The sequence below is a fragment of the Pseudomonas sp. MYb541 genome, from assembly GCF_037479595.1.
Taxonomy (GTDB): Bacteria; Pseudomonadota; Gammaproteobacteria; order Pseudomonadales; family Pseudomonadaceae; genus Aquipseudomonas; species Aquipseudomonas canadensis.
The window spans coordinates 23,174-46,715 of record NZ_JBBGYS010000045.1; the positions used below are offsets into that span (position 1 = coordinate 23,174).

General features: G+C 61.0%; 24 protein-coding genes. 18 read left to right on the forward strand and 6 right to left on the reverse strand.

The annotated features are described in order from the left end of the window. Window positions 1–206 precede the first annotated feature (206 nt). From WH299_RS23970 to WH299_RS24005, 8 genes are read left to right on the forward strand one after another with little or no spacing between them, the layout of a single operon-like run. Entirely contained in the window at window positions 207–1,409 is a 1,203-nt protein-coding gene (locus tag WH299_RS23970) for a PepSY-associated TM helix domain-containing protein (RefSeq protein ID WP_016980239.1), read from the forward strand. Then, complete coding sequence (locus tag WH299_RS23975) at window positions 1,406–1,942, forward strand: hypothetical protein (RefSeq protein WP_025859107.1); 537 nt, start codon at window positions 1,406–1,408, stop codon at window positions 1,940–1,942. Before WH299_RS23970 ends, WH299_RS23975 begins: the two co-directional genes overlap by 4 nt. After that, window positions 1,939–2,268, forward strand: a complete 330-nt coding sequence (locus WH299_RS23980) for a hypothetical protein (protein ID WP_016980241.1) — start codon at window positions 1,939–1,941, stop codon at window positions 2,266–2,268. The genes WH299_RS23975 and WH299_RS23980 overlap by 4 nt, the downstream gene beginning before the upstream one ends. After that, entirely contained in the window at window positions 2,265–2,825 is a 561-nt protein-coding gene (locus WH299_RS23985; RefSeq protein ID WP_028615798.1) for a DUF6162 family protein, read from the forward strand. The genes WH299_RS23980 and WH299_RS23985 overlap by 4 nt, the downstream gene beginning before the upstream one ends. 19 nt (window positions 2,826–2,844) lie before the next feature. Next, window positions 2,845–3,765, forward strand: coding sequence for a metal ABC transporter substrate-binding protein (locus WH299_RS23990; RefSeq protein ID WP_016980243.1), 921 nt, complete (start codon window positions 2,845–2,847; stop codon window positions 3,763–3,765). After that, window positions 3,762–4,508, forward strand: a complete 747-nt coding sequence (locus WH299_RS23995; protein ID WP_122725421.1) for a metal ABC transporter ATP-binding protein — start codon at window positions 3,762–3,764, stop codon at window positions 4,506–4,508. Before WH299_RS23990 ends, WH299_RS23995 begins: the two co-directional genes overlap by 4 nt. Beyond that, entirely contained in the window at window positions 4,505–5,404 is a 900-nt protein-coding gene (locus WH299_RS24000) for a metal ABC transporter permease (protein WP_028615795.1), read from the forward strand. The genes WH299_RS23995 and WH299_RS24000 overlap by 4 nt, the downstream gene beginning before the upstream one ends. Continuing rightward, entirely contained in the window at window positions 5,404–6,318 is a 915-nt protein-coding gene (locus tag WH299_RS24005; protein WP_122725418.1) for a metal ABC transporter solute-binding protein, Zn/Mn family, read from the forward strand. Before WH299_RS24000 ends, WH299_RS24005 begins: the two co-directional genes overlap by 1 nt. Here WH299_RS24005 and WH299_RS24010 read toward each other — a convergent pair. After that, window positions 6,299–7,024, reverse strand: a complete 726-nt coding sequence (locus tag WH299_RS24010) for a UTRA domain-containing protein (protein WP_038844847.1) — start codon at window positions 7,022–7,024, stop codon at window positions 6,299–6,301. The genes WH299_RS24005 and WH299_RS24010 overlap by 20 nt on opposite strands. A gap of 347 nt (window positions 7,025–7,371) precedes the next feature. Between WH299_RS24010 and WH299_RS24015 the strand changes: the two genes are divergently transcribed. The 6 genes from WH299_RS24015 to WH299_RS24040 all read left to right on the forward strand — a co-directional run bounded on the left by WH299_RS24015 (window position 7,372) and on the right by WH299_RS24040 (window position 12,714). After that, window positions 7,372–8,448, forward strand: coding sequence for an ABC transporter substrate-binding protein (locus WH299_RS24015; RefSeq protein ID WP_028615792.1), 1,077 nt, complete (start codon window positions 7,372–7,374; stop codon window positions 8,446–8,448). A gap of 170 nt (window positions 8,449–8,618) precedes the next feature. Then, complete coding sequence (locus WH299_RS24020; RefSeq protein WP_123476184.1) at window positions 8,619–9,425, forward strand: alkaline phosphatase family protein; 807 nt, start codon at window positions 8,619–8,621, stop codon at window positions 9,423–9,425. After that, window positions 9,422–10,258, forward strand: a complete 837-nt coding sequence (locus WH299_RS24025; protein ID WP_122725413.1) for an ABC transporter permease — start codon at window positions 9,422–9,424, stop codon at window positions 10,256–10,258. Before WH299_RS24020 ends, WH299_RS24025 begins: the two co-directional genes overlap by 4 nt. Further along, on the forward strand, window positions 10,245–11,045 hold the full coding sequence (locus tag WH299_RS24030) for an ABC transporter permease (RefSeq protein ID WP_028615789.1): 801 nt from the start codon (window positions 10,245–10,247) through the stop codon (window positions 11,043–11,045). Before WH299_RS24025 ends, WH299_RS24030 begins: the two co-directional genes overlap by 14 nt. Continuing rightward, window positions 11,042–12,031, forward strand: coding sequence for an ABC transporter ATP-binding protein (locus WH299_RS24035; protein WP_016980251.1), 990 nt, complete (start codon window positions 11,042–11,044; stop codon window positions 12,029–12,031). Before WH299_RS24030 ends, WH299_RS24035 begins: the two co-directional genes overlap by 4 nt. Window positions 12,032–12,060: 29 nt before the next feature. Then, window positions 12,061–12,714, forward strand: a complete 654-nt coding sequence (locus tag WH299_RS24040; RefSeq protein ID WP_339551479.1) for an HAD family hydrolase — start codon at window positions 12,061–12,063, stop codon at window positions 12,712–12,714. A 120-nt stretch (window positions 12,715–12,834) separates the two neighbouring features. Here WH299_RS24040 and WH299_RS24045 read toward each other — a convergent pair whose 3' ends face one another. Continuing rightward, a complete protein-coding gene (locus tag WH299_RS24045) occupies window positions 12,835–13,797 on the reverse strand; it encodes a zinc-binding dehydrogenase (protein ID WP_339551481.1) in 963 nt (320 codons plus the stop codon). A 138-nt stretch (window positions 13,798–13,935) separates the two neighbouring features. On the opposite strand from WH299_RS24045, the gene WH299_RS24050 reads away from it, so the two are divergent. Then, complete coding sequence (locus tag WH299_RS24050; RefSeq protein WP_185035885.1) at window positions 13,936–16,017, forward strand: carboxy terminal-processing peptidase; 2,082 nt, start codon at window positions 13,936–13,938, stop codon at window positions 16,015–16,017. Between the two features lie 118 nt (window positions 16,018–16,135). After that, window positions 16,136–17,905 (forward strand): bifunctional diguanylate cyclase/phosphodiesterase, encoded by a 1,770-nt coding sequence (locus WH299_RS24055; protein WP_339551482.1) that lies wholly within the window; start codon window positions 16,136–16,138, stop codon window positions 17,903–17,905. Here the strand turns inward: WH299_RS24055 and WH299_RS24060 are convergent. From WH299_RS24060 to WH299_RS24075, 4 genes are all read right to left on the reverse strand, one after another. Then, window positions 17,902–18,273 (reverse strand): hypothetical protein, encoded by a 372-nt coding sequence (locus WH299_RS24060; protein ID WP_005786715.1) that lies wholly within the window; start codon window positions 18,271–18,273, stop codon window positions 17,902–17,904. The genes WH299_RS24055 and WH299_RS24060 overlap by 4 nt on opposite strands. Beyond that, window positions 18,270–18,611 carry a helix-turn-helix domain-containing protein gene (locus WH299_RS24065; protein ID WP_028615783.1) on the reverse strand — a complete coding sequence of 114 codons (342 nt, stop codon included), beginning with the start codon at window positions 18,609–18,611 and terminating at the stop codon, window positions 18,270–18,272. The genes WH299_RS24060 and WH299_RS24065 overlap by 4 nt, the downstream gene beginning before the upstream one ends. Before the next feature lie 93 nt (window positions 18,612–18,704). After that, on the reverse strand, window positions 18,705–19,163 hold the full coding sequence (locus WH299_RS24070) for a YkvA family protein (protein WP_339551483.1): 459 nt from the start codon (window positions 19,161–19,163) through the stop codon (window positions 18,705–18,707). Between the two features lie 409 nt (window positions 19,164–19,572). Beyond that, a complete protein-coding gene (locus WH299_RS24075; protein WP_028615781.1) occupies window positions 19,573–20,304 on the reverse strand; it encodes an FKBP-type peptidyl-prolyl cis-trans isomerase in 732 nt (243 codons plus the stop codon). Window positions 20,305–20,551: 247 nt separating this feature from the next. Between WH299_RS24075 and WH299_RS24080 the strand changes: the two genes are divergently transcribed. Together WH299_RS24080 and WH299_RS24085 are read left to right on the forward strand one after the other, a co-directional pair. Further along, the gene (locus tag WH299_RS24080) at window positions 20,552–22,360 is read left to right on the forward strand and encodes a di-heme-cytochrome C peroxidase (protein WP_339551484.1); all 1,809 of its coding nucleotides are present in this window, start codon (window positions 20,552–20,554) and stop codon (window positions 22,358–22,360) included. Continuing rightward, window positions 22,357–23,523, forward strand: a complete 1,167-nt coding sequence (locus tag WH299_RS24085) for a catalase family protein (RefSeq protein ID WP_339551485.1) — start codon at window positions 22,357–22,359, stop codon at window positions 23,521–23,523. The genes WH299_RS24080 and WH299_RS24085 overlap by 4 nt, the downstream gene beginning before the upstream one ends. The last annotated feature ends 19 nt before the right edge of the window (window positions 23,524–23,542 follow it).

Consider the following 23,542-nt stretch of genomic DNA (forward strand, 5'->3'; position numbering starts at 1 on the left):
GGGTGATGGCTTGGAACATGTTTCGTGTTCGATCAAGGCGTTTAATCGGCCTGAATGTGAACCTGAAACATTTTCTTTCATATCCGGGTTAGGGATTTCTCATTCTCATCCGTCTTAACTTAGATACAGCCTGTCGCGTCAGCAAAAGCTACGACTGGCCTTTTCCGGGCCTTCACTGCCCCCCTCCGATCAAGACCCTCATTCACATGTCGAAGAAGTCACGCTCCAAACTCTGGTTTCTAGTGCATAGCTGGTTGGCCTTGCCCATCTGGTTCTTTGTACTGATCGTCTGCGTCACCGGCACCCTGGCGGTGGTCAGCCAGGAGATCGTCTGGCTGGCCAACCCGGATATCCGCGCGAGCAAGCCGACGGACGACGCCGAACCGCTGAGCTATGACCAGGTGATCGCCGCGATCAAACGCGAAGAACCCCAGGTGTTCGTCCAGTCGATCAGCCGCCCCGACGAATCCCATTTCGCCCTCAGCGTCGACCTCAGCTACCCCGACGGGCGCTCCGTCGAGGTCTATGTCAATCCGTACACCGGCGCGATCCAGGGCATCAGCCCGTCGTTCAACTTCCAGGCCTTTACCCGTGCCCTGCACGGCTGGTGGCTAGTGCCGTTCACCAATGGCTACAGCTGGGGCTGGTATCTGGTCTCGGCACTGGGTATTCCGTTGCTGGCGTCGTTGGTCACCGGGCTGGTGGTGTACAAGCGTTTCTGGAAAGGATTCCTGCGCCCTACCCTGCGTATTCGCCATGGTGCGCGGATCTTCTGGGGCGACTTCCACCGCTTGAGCGGTATCTGGTCGATCTGGTTCATCGCGGTGATCTCCGTCACCGGCATCTGGTTCCTGATCCGGGCGATCCTGGGGGATAACCAGATCTCGATTTCCACCGAGCCGGTCATCCCGGTGATTGCACGGGAAAAAGTGCCGATGTCGGCACCCGGCGTGCCGGCTCCCATGATTCCTGTGGACGAGGCGATCAAGATCGCCACACAGCGCATTCCTGGCCTGGAGGCGAGCTTCATCAGCCTGCCGCTCAATGCCTATAGCCACCTGCAGATCGGCGGGCGCGGCTGGTATCCGCTGATGTTCCAGACCGCGCAGATCAACCCCTATGACGGCGAAGTCGCGGCGGCGCACTTGCTGTCCGACCGCTCGAAGCTGGAGTTCGTCACCGAATCCATGCGCCCGCTGCACACCGGCGACTTTGGTGGGATCTGGATCAAGCTGATCTGGGCATTCTTTGGCCTGATCATGAGCATGATGGTGTTGAGCGGCCTGCTGATCTGGACCAAGCGCACCGCCCTGGCCACCCTCAATGCCCTCAAGCGTGAAGCCAAGACCCAACACAAGCCGGCGGCCGCCCCCGCCAGGCAGGCTGAAACCTCGGAGGTCACCCCATGAGCAAGGTCGCTGCTGCTAAACCTTCGGCGCTGCGGGCCTTCTGGCTGAAATGGCGCTTCCACATCAATGTGCTGCTGTTGCTGATCCCCCTGGGCTTCATGCCCAAGTACTTCGCTGACGCGGCGCTGTTTCGTGGCGACACCGGCATCGGCGAGCGAGTGGCCGGTGAGGTGCAGGTCGGGCCCTGGAGCCTGACCCTGGCGGAGTTCCGCAATGAAGGCCCGCGCCCCGACCCAGCCGGGCCAATGAAGTTCTTCAATGCCGCCCTGTGCGACACCTGTGCCGAACAGGTCAAGGCCACCTACCTGCGCATCGGCAAGCCGCGCAGCCTGCGCGCCGCCGGGGTGATCTTCTTTGGCACGCCATACCGCATGGGCGCTGGCCTGCCGATCCCGGAACGCACACCCGCCGACGCCGAACTGTGGGTCACCATGGAAGGCTGGGACGGCACGATGCACCAGGGTTCCATCCCGTTGAGCCAGGCCTCGCCTGCCACTATTGCCTGGCTGAACAAGCAAGGAGTTAAACCATGACTTTGATGCGCATGACCCGCGCCTGTGGCGTCCTGCTGATGTGCGCCGGTTTCAGTACCGTCGCCCTGGCCCACAACCCGATGTGTGAATGCAAGGAAATCCCCGGCGAGCAGATCCAGTGCAAAGGCGGCTTCTCCGACGGCAGCGGCGCACCCGGCGTGACCCTCGATGTGATCGGCTATGACGAAACCATCCTGGTGCCCGGCAAGCTGGGTGAGGACTCGACCCTGACCTTCAAGAAACCGTCTGCCGAGTTCTACGTGTTGTTTGATGCAGGCCCCGGCCACGTGGTGGAAATCGACCAAGCGGATATCCAGCCGCAATGACGACCACACAGGTTGTACGCCCCGCCGGCGCCGGTCATGAAACCCTCTACGTGCTGCTGTTGTGCCTGATCATCCTCGCGGTGGCAGGCTCGGTGATCGCGCTGCACGGTGAATCCCAGGAAGTGGCGGCCGTGCCCAGCCATCAATTGGATGCGCGCCGCGACCTGAGCGCCGCCGAGCAAGGCATCTACGCCGACCTGCGGGTGACCCTGGATGAGATCCAGCTGTTGCAGCAGGAGCAAAGCGCGCTGCCCAGCCCGGCGCAACTGGCCGAAGAAGGCTTCGCGCCCTTTGCCCAGGATGCCAGTTCGGTCAGCCGTGGCGATCATCGCTGGCGATTGCTTGAGCCCTCGGCCTACCTGGGCTTGAGCCAGGCACCGGCCACCGCCGGCTCGCTGCTGATGCGCGTGCACGGTACCGAACCGGATATCTGGCTCAATCGCCAGGCCAACCTCGCCGCCCCTTCCGACCTCACTGACCAGGCGCTGATTGCGGCCGGCTGGCAGCAAGTGGTTGCGCAATTCGATGCCGGCGTCACCCGCCAGCACCGTCACTGAACGAGAAGACCGATTGCCCATGTCTATTTCATCTCCCCTGTTGCGCCTGTTGCTGGTTGGCCTGTTCAGCCTGATGCTCGCTCCATTGGCTAACGCCGAGGCTGCCAAACGCCTGCGTATCGGTATCACCCTGCACCCTTATTACAGCTACGTGGCGAATATCGTCGGCGACAAGGCCGAAGTGGTGCCGCTGATTCCGGCCGGTTTCAACCCGCATGCCTACGAGCCACGCGCCGAAGACATCAAGCGCATCGGCACCCTGGACGTGATTGTGCTCAACGGCGTCGGCCATGATGATTTTGCCGACCGCATGATCGCCACCAGCGAACGCCCGGACATCCCGGTGATCGAGGCCAACGCCAACGTACCGCTGCTGGCGGCCACCGGTAACGCCGCGCGCGGCGCGGGCAAGGTGGTCAACCCGCATACCTTCCTGTCGATCAGTGCGTCGATTGCCCAGGTCAACAACATCGCCCGCGAATTGGGCAAGCTCGACCCGGACAACGCCAAGACCTACACCCAGAACGCTCGCGCCTACGGCAAGCGCCTGCGCCAGATGCGCGCTGATGCCCTCGCCAAGTTGACCAGCGCGCCCAACCCGGACCTGCGCGTGGCCACCGTGCACGCGGCCTATGACTACCTGCTGCGCGAGTTCGGCCTGGAAGTCACCGCTGTGGTCGAACCGGCCCACGGCATCGAGCCAAGCCCGAGTCAGTTGAAGAAGACCATCGATGAACTGCGCGCCCTGGACGTGAAGGTGATCTTCTCGGAGATGGATTTCCCGTCCACCTACGTCGACACCATCCAACGTGAGTCCGGGGTCAAACTGTACCCGCTGTCGCATATTTCCTACGGCGAATACAGCGCCGAGAAGTACGAAGTCGAGATGACCGGCAACCTCAACACGGTGGTGCGAGCCATTCAGGAGTCCGGGTCATGACGGCGGCGGAACAACTGAGTGCAGTCAGCGTCGGCCCGACACTTGAGTTCGACCAGATTGCGCTGACGCTCGGTCGCACCGTGATCCTTGATGACGTGAGCTTCCAGGTACAGCCGGGCAGCATTCATGCGCTGGTCGGCCCCAACGGCGGCGGCAAAAGCTCGCTGATCAAGACACTGCTGGGCCAGACACCTCATCAGGGACGGTTGAGCCTGCACTGGCCGGCCACGCCCGGCACTATTGGCTATGTGCCCCAGGCCCTGGAGTTCGACCGGGGCTTGCCGATGACCGTGGATGATTTCATGGCGGCCATGTGCCAACGGCGTCCGGCGTTTCTGGGCCTGTCCAAGCATTACGCCGGCGCGATTGGCGATGCGCTGGAGCGCGTCGGCATGCAAGACAAACGCAAGCGGCGCATGGGCGCGCTGTCCGGCGGTGAGCGCCAGCGCGTGTTGCTGGCCCAGGGACTGATCCCGGCGCCGCAGCTGCTGGTGCTGGATGAACCGATGTCGGCGCTTGATGAAGCCGGTATCCAGGTGTTTGAGCGCCTGCTGAATGACTGGCGCCTGGCGGGAATCACCGTGCTATGGATCGAACATGACCTGGAAGCTGTGGGCCGCCTGGCCGACCGCGTCACTGGCCTCAACCGCCGCGTGCTGTTCGACGCTACGCCTAAAGAGGCGCTGACCCCGGATCGCCTGCTGACCCTGTTCTCTACCCACCCTCGGAGCCCGGCGCAATGAGTTATGAAGCCTTTCGCTTGATGGTCCAGGGCTGGGCCTCTGCCGGTTATCTGCCGGAGGCGCTGGCCTACGGTTTTGTGGTCAACGCCCTGCTCGCCGGTCTGCTGATCGGCCCGGTACTCGGCGGCCTGGGCACTCTGGTGGTGGTCAAGCGCTTCGCGTTTTTCTCCGAAGCGGTCGGCCATGCGGCGCTGACCGGCGTGGCGGTGGGCATCCTGCTCGGTGAACCCTACACCGGCCCGTATGGCGCGCTGTTCGGCTACTGCCTGCTGTTCGGCATCCTGCTCAACTACCTGCGCAACCGCACCGGCCTGGCGCCGGACACCTTGATCGGCGTGTTCCTGTCGGTGTCCCTGGCGCTGGGTGCGAGCCTGTTGCTGATCCTGGCCGGCAAGATCAACGTGCATATCCTCGAGAACGTACTGTTCGGCTCGGTATTGACGGTCAACGGCAACGACCTGCTGGTGCTGGCGGTGGTCGGCTCGTTGGTGATGGCCCTGGCACTGCCGTTGTACAACCGCATCATGTTGGCCAGCTTCAACCCGCAATTGGCGGCGGTACGCGGTGTAGCGGTGAAGACCCTGGACTACCTGTTCGTGATTCTGGTGACGCTGATCACCGTCGCGGCGGTCAAGGTCATCGGCGCGATCCTGGTGGGTGCGCTGCTGGTGATTCCCGCCGCTGCGGCGCGCCTGTTGAGCCAGTCGCTCAAGGGCTTCTTCTGGATCTCCGTCGCGATTGCCACCATCAGCACCCTGTGCGGGATCCTGCTGCCGATCATCTTCGACCTGCCCGTGCCGTCCGGCGCCGCGATCATCCTGGTCGCCGGTATCGCCTTCGCCCTGGCCGCCATCGCGCGCGGCACGGTGCCCAGCCTTAAAGGGAATCTTGGATAATGCGCTTTGTTCTTCGTCCTCTGGCCCTGGCCATCGCCTGTCTGTTCACCACGCCATTGATGGCGGCTGAAGCGACCAAACCGGCTGCCCACGCGGCAAAGCCGGTCAAAGTGTTGGCCTCGTTGCCGATCACCTACGGCCTGGCTGAAGTGCTGCTCAAAGGCACCGACGTGCAGCTTGAACGCGCCGCGCCGGCCAATCTGCCCGGTTCGCGACAAGTGTCCTACTTCACCGGCCGTGGCGCCCCCGCCCTGAATAAGTTGGCGCTGGATGCCGACGCCGCCATCGGCCTGCGTTCGCTGTGGGCCGACGACCCGCTGTACCCGGTGGCGCGGCGCAGCAATATCCGCATCGTCGAAGTCGATGCTGCACGCCCGGTGGACGGCGGTCTGCCTGGCATCGCGGTGCAGCCGGGCGTCACCGATGGTTTGAACAGCCAGCCGTGGCAATCGAGCAACAACATGGGACGCATGGCCGATGTGCTGGCCGCCGACCTGAGCCGCCTCGCCCCCACCGCCAAGCCGAAGATCGACGCCAACCTCGCCGCCCTCAAACAGCGCCTGCTCAAGCTCACCGCCGACAGCGAAGCACGACTGGCCAAGGCGGATAACCTGAGCGTGGTCAGCTTGAGTGATCACTTCGCGTACTTGGTCAGCAGTTTGAATCTGGAAGTGCTCAGCACCGATGCACGGCCCGACGCGGATTGGACGCCTGAGGCGTTGCAGAAACTGAGTGCCGAGTTGAAGGACAACGAGGTGGCGGTGGTGCTGCATCATCGGCAGCCGAGTGAGGCGGTCAAGGCGGCGGTGAGCGCCGGGGGGTCGAAGCTGTTGGTGTTGAATGTGGACGGTGCGGAGCCGGTGACAGAGCTGGAAACCAATGTGGATCAGGTGATCAAGGCGCTGACCCCGTAACATCCACACCGACATGAATGGCATCATGCCGCCAGAACTCCAGGTCGCAATCGATCAACCGCTGGTGCTGGTCATAATTGACCCGGGCGATCCGTAAGCCCGGGCTGCCCACCGACACGCGCAACGCGGCGGCGGCTTCCACTGGCAGTGAGGTCGGCACGATTTCAAAGCGCACGCGCCCGTAGTGCAAATCGTATTTGCGCGCATACAGCTCAGTCATCGACTGATTCAAATCACACGCCAGGATCCCGGGAAAATACTGCGGGTTCAGGTAGTGCTCCACATACAGCACCAAGCGCCCATCGATCCGCCGGCCCCGGCAGATCTGGATCACACTGGACAGCGCCGGCAACTGCAACCACGCACACACCGCAGCCGACGCCGGCTGCAAGCGCGCCGAAATCACTTCGGTGGACGCCACGCGCCCCTGGTCGCTGACCATCGCGTGAAAGTGGCTGCGTTGCATCAGGTTGTAGGCCAGCCGTGGCGGCGAAACAAACCAGCCGCGCCGCTCCTCGCGATAGATCTGGCCTTGGGCTTCCAGTTGTAACAAGGCTTCCCGCACGGTAATCCGGGTGGTACCAAACAACTCGCTGAGCTTGCGTTCGGCGGGTAGTTTGCTGGCAGGCGGCAACAAACCGTGGTCGATCTGCTCTTGCAGCGCCAGGCCAATGGATGTCACCGCCTTGATTGCCTCATCACGCATCAACGTTACCTATCTGGACTAGACCAGCACCGTTCGGGTGCATAAACCGCGCTGTATTTGGGCTGTTACGGTTGCATGCCAGCCTAGGCATTGCAGATGACCGACAGATGACAGTCCGCGTCGATCCCCCGCAGCACACCCTGCAATACATCGGCCAAGTCCAATCAATGCGGGCACTTGGACATGGTCTACGCTCATCCTGAACTTAGCGACATCTACGCTTTGAAAACGACATCGACATGAAACTGTCATCCATCGCGTCTAGATTGGCTCAGGTATTGCTCTGACCTAGACCAACAACACAGCAGAAAAAACCGCCGCGTTGAAAACGCCCAAAGGAGCTTCGGATGAAACAGCTTTTCCTGGCATCACTGTTAGGCTCGACCATTGCCATGTGCACCGCCGCCATGGCCGCTGATACCGATCTAAAAACCCTGGAAGCTGCCGCAAAGGCAGAAGGCGCTGTAAACAGCGTCGGCATGCCCGATGACTGGGCCAACTGGAAAGGCACCTGGGAAGACCTGGCCAAGACCTACGGCCTCAAGCACATCGACACCGACATGAGCTCGGCCCAGGAAATCGCCAAGTTCAAGGCTGAGAAAGACAACGCCAGCGCCGACATCGGCGACGTGGGCGCAGCGTTCGGTCCGATCGCGGTGAAGCAGGAAGTCACCCAACCGTACAAACCGTCCACCTGGGCCCAGGTTCCGGATTGGGCTAAAGACAAAGACGGTCATTGGGCCTTGGCCTACACCGGCACCATCGCGTTTATCGTCAACAAGAAGCTGCTGCACGGTTCTGAAGTGCCAACCAGTTGGGCGGACCTGCAGAACGGCAAGTACAAGGTCTCCATCGGCGACGTGAGCACCGCGGCACAAGCAGCCAACGGTGTACTGGCAGCGGCCATTGCCAATAAAGGCGACGAAAAGAACATCGCTCCCGGCCTGCTGTTCTTCACCAAGATCGCTCAGCAAGGCCGTCTCTCGCTGTCCAACCCGACCATCGCCACCATGGAAAAAGGCGAAGTCGAAGTGGGCGTGGTCTGGGACTTCAACGGCCTGAGCTACAAGGCCAAGATGGCCAACCCGGATGACTACGTGGTGTTGATCCCATCGGACGGCTCGGTGAAATCCGGCTACACCACCATCATCAACAAATACGCCAAGCACCCGAACGCCGCCAAGCTGACCCGCGAATACATCTTCAGCGACGCCGGCCAGCTCAACCTGGCGAAAGGCAATGCGCGCCCGATTCGCGCTGAAACCGACCTGAAACTGCCGGCCGACATCGCCAAGAACCTGATCCCGGGCGAGCAGTACACCAAGGCCAACCCGCAGCCGATCAAGGATGCGGATGCCTGGGAAGCCACGTCCAAGAAGCTGCCTCAGTTGTGGAACGAGCAGGTCATCGTAGAGATGAAGTAAAGGTCTGAAATGCAGTCAGTGTGGGAGCTGGCTTGCCTGCGATAGCGGTGTATCAGTCGACATAGATGGTGAATGTCAGACCGCTATCGCAGGCAAGCCAGCTCCCACATTTTGACCCAGTTAAGTCAGAAAAATTGAGTCAAACCTACTGTCGCGGAGCCCCAGCCCCCATGAAGCACACTGTCATCCTTGTCGTGCTCGACGGCCTGAACTTCGAGGTTGCCCGACACGCCATGGGGCACTTGCAGGCCTACGTCGGCGCAGGACGCGCAGCCCTCTACAAACTGGAATGTGAACTGCCCGCCCTGTCCCGCCCGCTGTATGAATGCATCCTCACCGGCGTGCCTCCAATCCAGAGCGGCATCGTGCACAACAACGTCTCGCGCCTGTCCCACCAGCGCAGCATTTTCCATTACGCCACCGACGCCGGGCTGACCACGGCAGCGGCGGCTTACCATTGGGTCAGCGAGTTGTACAACCGTACGCCCTTCATCGCCGCCCGCGACCGTCATACCGACGACAAGTCACTGGCGATCCAGCACGGGCATTTCTACTGGAATGACCATTACCCGGATTCCCACCTGTTTGCCGACGCCGAGAGCCTGCGCCTCAAACACGCGCCGAACTTCCTGGTGGTGCACCCGATGAACATCGACGACGCCGGCCACAAGCACGGCCTCGACACCCCGCAATACCGCAACAGCGCACGCTCGGCCGACATTATCCTGGCCGACTACCTGCAAGTCTGGCTCGACGCCGGTTACCAAGTGCTGGTGACCGCCGACCACGGTATGAACAACGACCGTTCCCATAACGGCCTGTTGCCGGAAGAGCGAGAAGTGCCGCTGTTCGTTCTCGGCAATGCCTTCAGCCTCGACCCCAACGCCACACCGAAACAGACCGACCTCTGCGGCACCGTCTGCGAGTTGCTGGGCGTGCCCCACGACAAACCTGTCTGCCGGGAGCTGTTGAAATGATCCGTGGCAAATGGTTGGCGCTGCTGTGCCTGGTGCCCTTCGCGCTGTTCTTTATCGTGTTTGAAATTGCCCCGCTGGTGTGGGTGCTGATCAACAGCCTGCAAACTGAAGAAGCCGGTTGGGGCGTGGAAAACTTCGTACGCATCTTCAGCTCGAAGTTCTACCTGCAAGCCATCCAGTTCAGTTTGGAAATCAGCTTCTACTCCAGCATCTTCGGCATCATCATCGCCACGCTGGGCAGCTACTCGTTGCGCCGGGTGGATTCGCCGCTGCGCAATTTCGTCACCGCCTTCGCCAACATGACCAGCAACTTTTCCGGTGTGCCCTTGGCCTTCGCGTTCATCATTTTGCTGGGCTTCAACGGCAGCATCACGATCATGCTCAAGCAGGCGGGGATCATTCAGGACTTCAATCTGTATTCGAAGACCGGCTTGATCATCCTCTATACCTACTTCCAGATTCCCCTGGGCGTGTTGCTGCTGTACCCGGCCTTCGATGCGTTGCGCGAAGACTGGCGTGAGTCGGCTGCACTGCTCGGCGCGAATGGCTGGCAGTTCTGGCGGCATATCGGCCTGCCCGTGCTCACCCCGGCCCTGCTCGGTACGTTCGTGATTCTGTTGGCCAACGCCTTGGGCGCCTATGCCACGGTGTACGCCTTGACCACTGGTAACTTCAACGTGCTGCCGATCCGTATCGCCGGGCTGGTCTCCGGTGATGTGTCCCTCGACCCGAACTTGGCCAGCGCCCTGGCCGTGGTGCTGGTGGCGCTGATGACCGTGGTCACCGTGGTCCATCAACTGCTGCTCAAGAGGAGCTACCATGTCTCGCGCTGAAGCCGGCCCGGCCTCCCTCTACCATCGGGTGGTGGTGTGGCTGCTGTTTGCAATCCTGGTACTGCCGTTGATAGGCACCTTTGTCTACTCCATTGCCAGCAGTTGGTCGGCGACCATCCTGCCCGCCGGCTTCACGGTGAAATGGTACGTGCAGCTGTGGAGCGACCCGCGCTTCCTGATGGCCTTCGGGCAATCGTTGCTGGTGTGTGTCGGCGCGCTGATCCTGTCGGTGGTGCTGATTTTGCCGCTGCTGTTTGTGGTGCATTACCACTTCCCCAAGCTCGATGCGCTGATGAACATCCTGATCCTGCTGCCCTTCGCGGTACCACCGGTGGTGTCGTCAGTGGGCCTGCTGCAACTGTATGGCTCCGGGCCGATGGCGATGGTCGGCACGCCGTGGATTCTGATCGGTTGCTACTTCACCGTGGCGCTGCCGTTCATGTACCGGGCGATCACCAACAACCTGCAGGCGATCAACCTGCGCGACCTGATGGACGCGTCACAACTGCTCGGCGCCAGCACCTGGCAAGCGGCGATCCTGGTGGTGCTGCCGAACCTGCGCAAAGGCTTGATGGTGGCGTTGCTGCTGTCGTTCTCGTTCCTGTTCGGTGAGTTCGTGTTCGCCAACATTCTGGTGGGTACCCGCTACGAAACCCTGCAGGTCTACCTGAACAACATGCGCAACAGCAGCGGCCATTTCACCAGTGCCGTCGTGATTTCCTATTTCTTCTTTGTGCTGGTGCTGACCTGGGCCGCCAATATCTTGAACAAGGACAAAAGCCAATGAGCTTCGTCAGCGTCCAACACCTGCAAAAAGGCTACGCCGGCACTCCGGTGTTCAGTGATATCAACTGCGAGATCGCCAAGGGTGAGTTCGTCACCCTGCTCGGTCCGTCCGGTTGCGGCAAATCCACGCTGCTGCGCTGCATCGCCGGCCTGACCTCGGTGGACAGTGGGAAAATCCTGCTGGATGGGCAGGACATCGTCCCGTTGAGCCCGCAGAAACGTCACATCGGCATGGTGTTCCAGAGCTATGCACTGTTCCCCAACATGACCGTGGAGCAGAACGTCGCCTTCGGCCTGCGCATGCAGAAGGTCAATGCCGACGACAGCCACAAGCGCGTGCAGGAAGTGCTGCAACTGGTGGAACTCAAGGACCTGGCCGGTCGTTACCCGCACCAGATGTCCGGCGGCCAGTGCCAGCGCGTCGCCCTCGCCCGCTCCCTGGTCACCCGCCCGCGCCTGTTGTTGCTGGATGAGCCGCTGTCGGCGCTGGATGCACGCATTCGCAAGCACCTGCGTGAACAGATCCGCCAGATCCAGCGCGAACTGGGGCTGACCACCATCTTCGTGACCCATGACCAGGAAGAAGCCCTGACCATGTCCGACCGGATCTTCCTGATGAACCAGGGCAAGATCGTGCAGAGCGGCGATGCCGAAACCCTCTATACCGCGCCTGTCGATGTGTTCGCCGCCGGTTTCATCGGCAACTACAACCTGCTGGACGCCGACAAGGCCACCCAGTTGCTGCAACGCCCGATCAACAGCCGCATCGCCATTCGCCCGGAGGCCATCGAACTGAGCCGCGACGGCGAACTGGATGCCCTGGTGCGCAGCCACAGCCTGTTGGGCAACGTGATTCGCTACCGCATCGAAGCGCGCGGCGTGGAACTGGTGGTGGATGTGCTCAACCGCTCGGCCGACGACCTGCACCCGGACGGACAACGCCTGGCACTTTCCATCGACCCAAGCGCCCTGTGTGAAGTAGCCTGATGCAACGATTGATTGAGAGAGCATGACCGATGGCATTGGTAATTTTTGATCTGGACGACACCCTCATCCACGGCGACTGCGCCACCCTGTGGAGCGAGCAGATGGGCCGCCTGGGCTGGGTCGACCCTGAATCGTTCATGCGCAAGAACCACGAACTGATGGACGCCTACAGCCAGGGCAAACTGAAGATGGAAGACTTCATGGACTTCAGCCTGGAGCCGATGATCGGCCGCACGCCGGAGGAAATCGAGCATCTGGTGGAGCCGTGGGTCGAGGACGTGATCGAGCCGCTGATCTACAGCGACGCCACCAAGACCATCGCCCGTCACCGCGCGAAGGGTGATCGGATTCTGGTGATCTCGGCGTCGGGCACGCACCTGGTCACGCCGATTGCGGCGCGGATCGGGATTGATGAAGTGCTGGGTATTGAATTGGATGTCAGCCATGGCGTGTACAGCGGGCGCACCGTGGGTGTGCTGACCTATCGCGAGGGCAAGATCACTCGGTTGCTGGAATGGTTGGAAAAGGAAGGTGAAACGCTGGAGGGCGCGTATTTCTATTCGGATTCGCGCAATGATTTGCCGTTGCTGTTGAAGGTGGATCATCCGCAGGTGGTGAACCCGGACCCGGTATTGCGCGAGCACGCCGAAAAAGCTGGCTGGCCAATCCACGATTGGACCTGACACACCACTCCCTGTAGGAGCCGGCTTGCCAGCGATGGCGGTGTGTCAGATGAAACATTCTTCATCGATACACCGCCATCGCTGGCAAGCCGGCTCCTACAGTTTTGATCGCGTTGCAATTCAGGCCAAAGATTCGTCGATCACCAACACTAACTTCCCGGAAATCTGGTTGGTCGCCAGCTCGGCAAACGCCGCCTCGGCATCCTTGATCGGGAAGGTCTTGGCCAGTTGCGGGCTCAGCCGCCCTTCAACAAACAACGGCCACACATGCTGGCTCAAGTCACTGAACAGGTCGGCCTTGAACTGATCACTGCGGCTGCGCAGGGTCGAGCCCAACAACTGGATACGCTTGCCCAGTACCTGCGCCAAGTCCAACTGCGCCTCACGGCCACCCATCAAGCCGATCAATACCCAGCGCCCATCCAGGGCCAGCAGCTTCAGGTCCAGCGCCGCATAGTTGCCACCGACCGGGTCGAGGATCACATCAAACGGCCCGAAATCCCGCAACCCTTCGAGGCCATCGGTGCGCACCACGCCGCCCTGGGCGCCGAGTTCTTCGCAATAGGCCAGGCGCTCCGCCGAGCCGACGCTGACCCAGCACGGGCTGCCGAACGCCTTGCACAGCTGGATCGCCGCCGAGCCCACACCACTGGCGCCGGCATGCAGCAACACCTTTTCGCCAGGCCTGAGACCGGCCAGTTGGAACAGGTTGAGCCACGCAGTGCTGTACACCTCAGGCAATGCCGCCGCTTCGGTCAGCGACAAACCTTCTGGCACCGGCAATACATGACGCGCATCCACCACCACTTCTTCAGCCATGCCACCGCCGGCCAACAGCGCGCAGACACGGTCGCCAACCTGCCAGGATGAGCCCGACCCCACTTCGCTGATCACCCCGGAACACTCCAGGCCCAACACCTGGCTCGCGCCCGGCGGCGGCGGATAAAGCCCGGCGCGCTGTAATAAATCGGCGCGATTGAGGCCCGCTGCCGCCACGCGAATGCGAACTTGCCCTACATCGCAGGTAGGACTGGGTTCTTCCAACCACTCCACATGACCGTCAACGCCTTGCAATGCTTTCACAGTGCCTCCATAGTGAGTCTGGACTGAGCCCGTAGCTGTATCGCCGGGCTTTTTGCATTATGCGACCGGACCATATGGAACCGGCTCCCTCAAAGACGGCCTAATATGCGTTATCAATTGCCCCCGCGTCGAATCAGCATGAAGCATTTGTTCCCCAGCACCGCCCTCGCTCTTTTCATTGGTCTCGGCTTCGCGTCGACATCGACCAATACGTTCGCAGCCAACAGCTGGGACAACCTTCAGCCGGATCGCGATGAGGTGATTGCCAGCCTTAACGTCGTCGAACTGCTCAAGCGCCATCACTACAGCAAGCCGCCGCTGGACGACGCGCGCTCGGTGATCATCTATGACAGCTACCTCAAGCTGCTGGACCCGTCGCGCAGCTACTTCCTGGCCAGTGATATCGCCGAGTTCGACAAGTGGAAGACGCAGTTCGACGACTTCCTCAAGAGCGGCGACCTGCAACCCGGCTTCACCATCTACAAGCGTTACCTGGACCGCGTCAAAGCGCGTCTGGACTTCGCCCTGGGTGAGCTGGACAAAGGCGTCGACAAGCTCGACTTCACCCAGAAGGAAAGCCTGCTGGTCGACCGTAAGGACGCGCCTTGGCTGACCAGCACCGCCGCCCTCGATGACCTGTGGCGCAAACGCGTCAAGGACGAGGTGCTGCGCCTGAAGATCGCCGGCAAAGAGCCTAAGGCCATCCAGGAGCTGCTGACCAAGCGCTACAAGAATCAGCTGGCACGTCTGGACCAGACCCGTGCCGAAGATATCTTCCAGGCCTACATCAACACCTTCGCGATGTCCTACGATCCGCACACCAATTATCTGTCGCCAGATAACGCGGAAAACTTTGATATCAACATGAGTCTGTCGCTGGAGGGCATCGGTGCCGTCCTGCAAAGCGACAATGACCAGGTCAAGATCGTGCGCCTGGTGCCGGCAGGTCCGGCAGACAAGACCAAGCAAGTGGCTCCGGCCGACAAGATCATCGGTGTTGCCCAGGCCGACAAAGAAATGGTCGACGTGGTCGGCTGGCGCCTGGACGAAGTGGTCAAGCTGATCCGTGGGCCGAAAGGCAGCGTGGTGCGCCTGGAAGTGATTCCGCACACCAATGCACCGAACGACCAGACCAGCAAGATCGTGTCCATCACCCGTGAAGCGGTGAAGCTCGAAGACCAGGCCGTGCAGAAGAAAGTCCTCAACCTCAAGCAGGATGGCAAGGACTACAAGCTGGGCGTGATTGAAATCCCGGCCTTCTACCTGGACTTCAAGGCGTTCCGTGCGGGCGATCCGGACTACAAGTCCACCACCCGCGACGTTAAGAAAATCCTGACAGAACTGCAGAAGGAAAAAGTCGACGGCGTAGTGATCGACCTGCGCAACAACGGCGGCGGTTCCCTGCAGGAGGCCACGGAGCTGACCAGCCTGTTCATCGACAAGGGCCCGACCGTGTTGGTGCGCAACGCTGACGGCCGTGTGGATGTGCTGGAAGACGAGAACCCGGGCGCCTTCTACAAAGGCCCGATGGCGCTGCTGGTCAACCGCCTCTCGGCCTCGGCTTCGGAGATTTTCGCCGGCGCCATGCAGGACTACCACCGCGCCCTGATCATCGGCGGCCAGACCTTCGGCAAAGGCACCGTGCAGACCATCCAGCCGCTGAACCATGGCGAACTGAAACTGACGCTGGCCAAGTTCTACCGGGTTTCCGGGCAGAGCACCCAGCACCAGGGCGTACTGCCGGACATCGATTTCCCGTCGATCATCGACACCAAGGAAATCGGCGAAAGCGCCCTGCCGGAAGCCATGCCGTGGGACACCATCCGCCCGGCGATCAAGCCCGCTTCGGATCCGTTCAAGCCATTCCTGGCGCAGTTGAAGGCTGACCACGACACCCGCTCCGCCAAGGATGCCGAGTTCGTGTTCATCCGCGACAAGCTGGCCCTGGCCAAGAAGCTGATGGAAGAAAAAACCGTCAGCCTCAACGAAGTGGACCGCCGCGCGCAGCACACCGACATCGAAAACAAGCAACTTGCACTGGAAAACATCCGCCGCAAGGCCAAGGGTGAAGATCCACTCAAGGAGCTGAAGAAAGAAGACGAAGATGCGTTGCCGACCGAAGCGGATAAAACCAAGCCGGAAGACGACGCCTACCTGGCCGAGACGGGCCGGATCCTGCTGGACTACCTGAAGATCACTAAGCAGGTGGCCAAGCAATAAATGATGGCGATTTAATGTGATCGCTCAGCAGAGTGTCATCATATAGACATCATTCTGTCGTGAAATGAAGGACCGCAGGTTTCCAGCCTGCGGTCCTTTTTTTTCGATCGAGATCGCCATGACCATGACCGAACAGCTGAATGCATTGGGCGTTATCCTGGCTCAAGGCAGTTTGCACAGCCTGTTCCAACCGATCATCAGCCTGTCTGAAAGGCGCATTCTCGGCTATGAAGCCCTCAGTCGTGGTCCTTCCAACAGCCCGTTGCACTCCCCCATCGCCCTCTTCTCGGTGGCCAGCCAGGCGGGGCGACTCAGTGAGCTGGAGATCGCCTGCCGCGAAAGCGCGTGCCGACGCTTCAGTGAACAGAAGCTGCCGGGCAAGCTGTTCCTCAACGTCTCGCCACAATCCCTGATGGAAACCGCGCATCAACCGGGGCGTACCCTGCAATTGCTGCGTGACTTCGGCATCCCACCCAGCCAAGTGGTGATCGAACTCACTGAGCAAACCCCCACCAACGATATCGACCTGCTGCAAACGGCCCTGCACCACTACCGCAACATGGGATTCTCAATTGCCCTGGATGACTTGGGCGCCGGTTATTCCAGCCTGCGCCTATGGTCGGAGTTGCGCCCGGATTATGTGAAGATCGACCGACACTTCATCGACGGCATCCATCAGGACGCGCTCAAACGGGAATTTGTCGGCTCCATCCTGCAAATCGCCAAGGCGTCGCGTGCCCAAGTGATTGCCGAAGGGATCGAGTTGCCTGAAGAGTTGGCGGTACTGACGGAGATGGGCGTGGACCTGGTCCAAGGTTACCTGCTCTGCCGCCCGCAGGAGCAGCCGCCGCAGGAAGCGCGCCTGATGCTGCCCAAGCCTGACAGCGCCAACGTGGCGCTGAACGACGAAGGCAGCGACCTGAGCGCCTTACTCAGCGAACAGCCTGCGGTGGATCAGGACACCGCCACCGCCCAGGTGCTGGAAGCGTTCCGGCGCCAGGCCAACCTCAATTCCCTGGCGGTGCTGGATGGGCGTGGGCACCCGATCGGTATCGTCCACCGGCATTCACTGTCGGATGCGCTGCTGAAACCCTTCGCCACGGACCTGTTTGCGCGCAAGCCCATCAGTCGCTTGATGAGCACCGACTTTCTGGCAGTGGAGCTGACCCAGTCCCTGCAACAAGTCAGCCGTTTGCTCACCAGCCGCGCGCGGCAACGCATCGAAGAAGACTTCATCATCACGCTCAATGGCGATTATCTGGGCCTCGGCCGGGTGATCGATGTGCTCAAGCTGATCACCGAATTGAAGATCCAACAAGCGCGCTACGCCAACCCGCTGACCCTGCTACCCGGCAACGTGCCGATCCAGCAGTGCCTGACGCGCCTGTTGCAGCAACAGCGTGAATCGGTGATCTGCTACGTGGATATCGACAGTTTCAAGCCATTCAACGATATCTACGGCTATGGGCGTGGGGATGAGGTGTTGTTGTGCCTGGCGCAGTGCTTGAATGACCGCGTGGACCCCAGCCGCGATTTTGTCGGGCATATCGGCGGCGACGACTTTTTGCTGGTGCTGGGCCCGCAGGATTGGCGCAAACGCCTTAATCAGCTGCTGGATGACTTCCACACCCAATGCCGGCGCTTCTACCGTGCCGAACACCTTGAAGCAGGTTGTTTCGTGGCGCTCAACCGCCAGGGCGTGCGCCAGGAGTTTGCGCTGCTGTCACTGTCCATCGGCGTGGTGCATTTGTATCCACAGGCCTGTGGACAACTCGATGCCAGCCAGTTGGCGGAGCTGGCCTCGCAGGCCAAGCACCATGCCAAGGACATGGCCGGCTATAGCATCCATGTGATCGACAGCATGGACGCGCTGCCCCAAGCGCTTTAGGCCTCTGCGGATTCCGGGTATTCGTATTCGAACACCCGCACCACTTCGGAGGCGTGCCAGGAGGCCGCGGCCACACCATCGGACGGCCCGCTGAAGCGGCCCAAGCGCTCGACACATTCAAAGAAACCGGTACGCGGCAGGCGACTGGCGCCCTGACTGATCACCAGCGAGCTGCGCAGCGGCTGCTCGGCCTTGGCGTCCAGCGCCGCCAGGTGTTCCAGGGCGGCGGCCAGGGTTTGCATGGCCGGTGTAGGGAATTGCAGGCGCTCCAGCAGCGCGCGGTAGGTCAGCAGATGGCGCTGGCGGCGCGCCTGGTCCAGTTCGTTGAGTAACCCATCCCAGTGTTGACGGCTGATACGTAGGCTCAAGATTCATCCCTCCAACCTGCAACGCCCAATTCCCAGGCCAGGCTGCGGCGGATCGCGGCATCCGGCTGGCGTTCACCACTTTCAATCAATCCAAGATACGAGGGGCTGATACCCACGGTGCGGGCCAGGGTCTCGATAGCCAGGCCTTTGGCTTCGCGCAAGCCGCGCAGGGCTGCGAGCGGGCGCAGGTCCTGATCAGGGGCAGCTTGGGCAGTCGATGAAAGAGGAGGTAGCGTTGGCTGTTGCTGACCGGCAGCTTTTAGCAGCGCCTGGTACTGGTCCCATGGCAACACCGCGTATTCGGGTTCGCCATTGCGTGAAATTATCTGAATATCCATGACCGCCCCGTAGGATAACAACACTTACTGAGTAAGCTCTTTCCTTAGGAGTGTAATCCTAACAGCCACAAAGGTCGCAGGGGGATAGTCACATCATCCGTTTTTTTGCGGTCTTTCCTTGGACAGCAGCGCGGGCGTCGCAGGTAGGCGCTCAACCACGGCAAGCTTTTCCGGACGCTGGGCGTCGCGCCAGGCGCGAAAAGCGCTCAGTTCGCCGTCCAGGGTCTTCATGACCCATGCCAGCACGGCAATGTCGTCCAGCATGCCAAACATGGGGATAAAGTCCGGGATCGCATCAATCGGGCTAAGGAAGTACATCAAGCCTGCCACCACCGAGATCAGTGCCTTGGGACTGATCGCCCGGTACTCGCCGCGCCAGTAAGCCAGGCACAAGGCCTGGAGCAACTTGAGGTCATCCTTGAGCTTGCCCAGTCGATTACCCTGGCTGGAGCCCTTGGCAGCGACGGCGAACAGCAGTGTCGGCAAGCGGCCACGGCCCAGGAGACGTGCAGCCATGGGCAGGAATCGGGTGAAATTGAAGGGTGGTTTCATCGGTCACTCCAGTTCCAGGCGACATAAAAGGTTATCCACACAAATTGTGGATAACCTTGTGAACAGAGCCTATTTTCTGCGCTGAAAGCCACGTACTACAAGGCTTGCAGTCAGATCGGGCGTTTTTTGCGCACTGAAAAAAAACCCAAGATTTCATTGACTTGGCATTGATGTGCGGCTACCCGTACTCGAGTCTTATATCAGACTGCTACCTGCCACAGACGTTCGTTTGGATCTGCACTGGCTTCAATGTGGGAGCTGGCTTGCCTGCGATTGCGGCGTTTTAGTCATAGAGGGGCTGGCTGATCCACCGCTATCGCAGGCAAGCCAGCTCCCACATTTAGAAATGTGCACCTCCCAGAAACAACAACGCCCCGTCGAGACGGGGCGTTGTGTGTTCAGGCGCCTGTTACTTCTTGGCAGCCGGTGCAGCAGGAGCGTCAGCCTTGGCTGGGTCCTTGATGGCCAGCAGTTCCAGGTCGAACACCAGCACGGAGTTGGCTGGGATCGCTGGGCTTGGGCTTTGTGCGCCGTAGGCCAGGTCGGAAGGAATGTACAGCTCGACCTTCTCGCCGACGTGCATCAGTTGCAGGCCTTCGACCCAACCTGGGATCACGCCGCTGACAGGCAGGTCAATCGGGCTACCGCGATCCACGGAGCTGTCAAAGGTAGTACCGTTGGTGAGTTTGCCGGTGTAGTGCACAGTCACCACGTCAGTCGGCTTAGGCTGGGCGCCGTCGGCTTTCTTGACGATCTTGTACTGCAGACCGGAAGCGGTGGTGACTACGCCGTCTTTCTTGGCGTTGTCTTCGAGGAATTTCTTGCCGGCGGCTGCCGACTCTTCGCTCATTTTGGTCATGCGTTCTTCAGCACGCTTCTGCAGTGCGGCAAACGCTTCAACCAGCTCGTCGTCTTTGAGCTTTTGCTCTTTCTTGCCGACGGCATCTTCGATGCCTTGGGCTACTGCTTTGGAGTCCAGGTCATCCATGCCTTCTTGGGCAAGGCTCTTGCCCATGTTCAGGCCGATGCCGTAGGAAGCTTTCTGCGCCGGGGTTTTCAGCTCTACGCTGGTCTGCGAATCACAACCCGCAAGTACCAGGCTAACCAGGGCCACCGCCGCCGCCAACCGATGCTGTTTCATGCTATTTCCTTGTTCATGCGCCAAAAGGGCATTCGAATAAAGTCGCGAGCTTATCAGGCGGCCACGACCAATGGCTACCGGCATGTGAGCGGGAAACTTCTGATAAGTTCACGTGTTTAAAAGCATTTTCATTCATGATGGAGGCCCGCGACGGATCGCGGGGCCGCCCACTACCGGGCTCATGGCCACTTGCCGCACTTGTGCCGTAGTGGCATAACAGCGCTACAACTCGACAAGGATAGTTATCTTGCGCATTTTTTCCCGTGTTTTACTCCTGATATTCGCCATTTTGGTCCTAGTACTGGCCGTGGTGCTCTATTACACCGTCAACCCCAAGCTGCCGGACTACGTGCCCGTGGAGCAGGTGCACTACCAGGACCAATGGAGTGCCGCCGACCGCCAGACCTATTACTTCACGCCCCAGGGCACCCAGGTAAAAGGCCTGCACTACGACTGGTTCACCGCCCTCGAATTGCCGTTTTCCGAGCAGCGTTTTGCTACGCCGGCGTATCTGGCGCGCTTCGGTTTCCTGGTCGACCCCAAACAAGTGCCCACCGCACAAAACCCCGGCAACCTGCCAGTGGGTTTCGCCCGGCATAAAAACGCCGACAGCAACGCCGAATACCTGGATATCACCTGCGCCGCCTGCCACACCGGCGAACTGCGTTACAAAAACCAGGCCCTGCGTATCGATGGCGGTTCCGCCCAGCACGTATTGCCGTCCAGCGTGCCAACCTTGCGCGGCGGCAGTTTTGGCCAGGCCCTGGTTGCCAGCCTCGCCGCCACCTATTACAACCCGTGGAAGTTCGAGCGTTTCGCCCGGCAGGTGCTGGGGGATCGCTACGACGCCGAGCACAAGCAATTGCGCCAGGACTTCAAGCAGTCGCTGAACAAGTTCCTCAAGGTGGCCTGGAACGATACCCACCGCGGCCTCTACCCCACCGAAGAAGGCCCCGGCCGCACGGACGCCTTTGGCCGTATCGCCAATGCCAGCTTTGGCGATGCCATTTCTGCGGACAACTATCGCGTCGCCAACGCACCGGTGGACTACCCGCAGCTGTGGGATATCTGGACGTTCGATTGGGTGCAGTGGAACGGTTCGGCCCAGCAACCCATGGCACGCAATATCGGTGAAGCCCTGGGTGTCGGTGCGACGCTTACTTTTTTCGACGCCGCCGGCCAGCCGCTTCAGGGCGATGCGCGTTACCCGTCCAGCGTAAGGGTGCGCGACCTCAACCTGATCGAAGAAACCCTGCAACGCCTCAAGCCACCGACCTGGCCCGAGGACCTGTTCGGCAGTATCGACAAGCCGCTCGCCGCCCAAGGCCGTGCACTGTTCGCCGAAAACTGCGCCGGCTGCCACGTGCCCAGCGTCATCCAGGAAGGCGGACGCCCGGTGCAACAGCTGAAAATGCTGCCAGTGGACTACATCGGCACCGACCCCGGCACCGCCAGCAACATCGCCGATCAGCGCTATGACCTCAGCGCGTTGCAATGGGACCTGGCGGAACTGGCCAAGCTCAACGTCGAGCTGCACCCGACGCCGACCGAGCCACTGGACCTGAAAAAGATGTCCGTGGCCAAGGGCCTCGCCTACGTCACCGCCTTCGTCGAAGAACATGCCTACCGCGCCGCTGGTGTGACCCCGGCCGAGCGCCCGCGCCTCGACGGTTACGGCCTGCCCATCGGTGTGCGCGAGTTGCGTGCCTACAAGGCGCGGCCATTGGCAGGCGTTTGGGCGACGCCGCCGTTCCTGCATAACGGTTCGGTGCCGACGATCTACCAGTTGCTCTCGCCCCAGGACGAGCGCAGCACCACCTTCTATAAAGGCACATTCAACTACGACCCGCGCCACCTCGGCTTCGAGACCGGTGCGTTCAAGAATGCCTTTGTGTTCGATACCAAAATCACCGGCAACCACAACAGCGGTCACGAATTCCGCGCTGGCCAGCGTGGCAACGGCGTAATCGGCCGTGGCCTGCTGCCGCAGGAACGCTGGGCGCTGCTGGAATACCTCAAAGTGCTGGGCGGCCCGCTGGAGCAACAACTGCCATGATGATTCGATCACCCTACGACCGACCTTCCCTGCTCGCCCGCCTGTGGCTGCGCATCGGCGCGTTCCTCGGCAAGACCCTGCTGTGGCTGGTGGGCCTCGGCCTGCTCGGTTGGCTGGGCGCCAGTGCCTGGTACGCCTGGCAGCACAGCGGCCCGGTGTCACCGAACGAGCAAATTCCGTCCGGTGAGGCGGCGATGACCCAAGGCATCATCCAGACGGCGGTGCGCATCGTTGACCAGCACCGTGAAGGCACGCGCTACCTGCGCGATGCCCATGCCAAGGCCCATGGGTGCGTGAAGGCCGAAGTCAGCGTGTTGGCCGACCTCGACCCAGCGCTGCGCCAGGGCGTATTCACCGAGCCAGGCAAGACCTGGCAGGCGATGATGCGACTGTCCAACGGCAACGCCTACCCGCAGTTCGACAGTATCCGTGATGCGCGGGGCATGGCGCTCAAGCTGCTGGATGTGCCGGGCAAGCAACTGCTGGCCGACCAACAGGCGCGCACGGAACAGGACTTCGTGATGTTCAGCCATCCGAACTTCTTTGTCAGCGATGTGGCGGAGTACGCGCAGAACATCGGCGCGCAAGCGGACGGCAAGAAAGTCCTGGCGTTCTTCCCCAAGGTCGACCCAAGGACCTGGCAGGTGCGACATCTGTTTATCGCCCTGGCGACCCTGGCGCCGGCACCGGCCAGCCCGACGCAAGCCACGTACTTTTCAGTGTCGCCCTACAAGTTCGGTGCGGTCAACGCCAAGTTCCGTGTCGCGCCCGACCCGCAAAGTTGCCCGGAGTATGTGTTGCCCAAGCAAAACCAGGACCTGCCAAACTTCCTGCGCAGCGCCCTGAGCCAGCAGCTGTCCACCGACCGCAAGCCTGCGTGTTTCGTGCTGCAGATCCAGCGGCAGAACCCACAAAAATTCATGCCGATCGAAGACACCAGCATCGAATGGAAGGAGAGTGATGCGCCCTATGAAACCGTGGCCAAGGTACGCATCCCGGCGCAGGATTTCGACACCCCCGAGCAGAACCTGGCGTGCGACAACCAGTCGTTCAACCCTTGGTTTGGTGTAGCGGAGCACCGTCCCATCGGCGGTATCAACCGCTTGCGCAAGGCCGTGTATGAGGCGGTCAGCGATTACCGCCACAGCCGCAACGCCCCGTAAAGAATGCGTAACAATGGAC

Coding starts and splice junctions, on each gene's coding strand:
- WH299_RS23970 (WP_016980239.1), top strand. CDS start 207: ATGTCGAAGAAGTCACGCTCCAAACTCTGGTTTCTAGTGCATAGCTGG.
- WH299_RS24065 (WP_028615783.1), bottom strand. CDS start 18,611: ATGGATATTCAGATAATTTCACGCAATGGCGAACCCGAATACGCGGTG.
- WH299_RS24000 (WP_028615795.1), top strand. CDS start 4,505: ATGAGTTATGAAGCCTTTCGCTTGATGGTCCAGGGCTGGGCCTCTGCC.
- WH299_RS23990 (WP_016980243.1), top strand. CDS start 2,845: ATGTCTATTTCATCTCCCCTGTTGCGCCTGTTGCTGGTTGGCCTGTTC.
- WH299_RS24055 (WP_339551482.1), top strand. CDS start 16,136: ATGACCATGACCGAACAGCTGAATGCATTGGGCGTTATCCTGGCTCAA.
- WH299_RS24025 (WP_122725413.1), top strand. CDS start 9,422: ATGATCCGTGGCAAATGGTTGGCGCTGCTGTGCCTGGTGCCCTTCGCG.
- WH299_RS24085 (WP_339551485.1), top strand. CDS start 22,357: ATGATGATTCGATCACCCTACGACCGACCTTCCCTGCTCGCCCGCCTG.
- WH299_RS23980 (WP_016980241.1), top strand. CDS start 1,939: ATGACTTTGATGCGCATGACCCGCGCCTGTGGCGTCCTGCTGATGTGC.
- WH299_RS24030 (WP_028615789.1), top strand. CDS start 10,245: ATGTCTCGCGCTGAAGCCGGCCCGGCCTCCCTCTACCATCGGGTGGTG.
- WH299_RS24035 (WP_016980251.1), top strand. CDS start 11,042: ATGAGCTTCGTCAGCGTCCAACACCTGCAAAAAGGCTACGCCGGCACT.
- WH299_RS24075 (WP_028615781.1), bottom strand. CDS start 20,304: ATGAAACAGCATCGGTTGGCGGCGGCGGTGGCCCTGGTTAGCCTGGTA.
- WH299_RS23975 (WP_025859107.1), top strand. CDS start 1,406: ATGAGCAAGGTCGCTGCTGCTAAACCTTCGGCGCTGCGGGCCTTCTGG.
- WH299_RS24020 (WP_123476184.1), top strand. CDS start 8,619: ATGAAGCACACTGTCATCCTTGTCGTGCTCGACGGCCTGAACTTCGAG.
- WH299_RS23995 (WP_122725421.1), top strand. CDS start 3,762: ATGACGGCGGCGGAACAACTGAGTGCAGTCAGCGTCGGCCCGACACTT.
- WH299_RS24015 (WP_028615792.1), top strand. CDS start 7,372: ATGAAACAGCTTTTCCTGGCATCACTGTTAGGCTCGACCATTGCCATG.
- WH299_RS24050 (WP_185035885.1), top strand. CDS start 13,936: ATGAAGCATTTGTTCCCCAGCACCGCCCTCGCTCTTTTCATTGGTCTC.
- WH299_RS23985 (WP_028615798.1), top strand. CDS start 2,265: ATGACGACCACACAGGTTGTACGCCCCGCCGGCGCCGGTCATGAAACC.
- WH299_RS24070 (WP_339551483.1), bottom strand. CDS start 19,163: ATGAAACCACCCTTCAATTTCACCCGATTCCTGCCCATGGCTGCACGT.
- WH299_RS24010 (WP_038844847.1), bottom strand. CDS start 7,024: ATGCGTGATGAGGCAATCAAGGCGGTGACATCCATTGGCCTGGCGCTG.
- WH299_RS24040 (WP_339551479.1), top strand. CDS start 12,061: ATGGCATTGGTAATTTTTGATCTGGACGACACCCTCATCCACGGCGAC.
- WH299_RS24005 (WP_122725418.1), top strand. CDS start 5,404: ATGCGCTTTGTTCTTCGTCCTCTGGCCCTGGCCATCGCCTGTCTGTTC.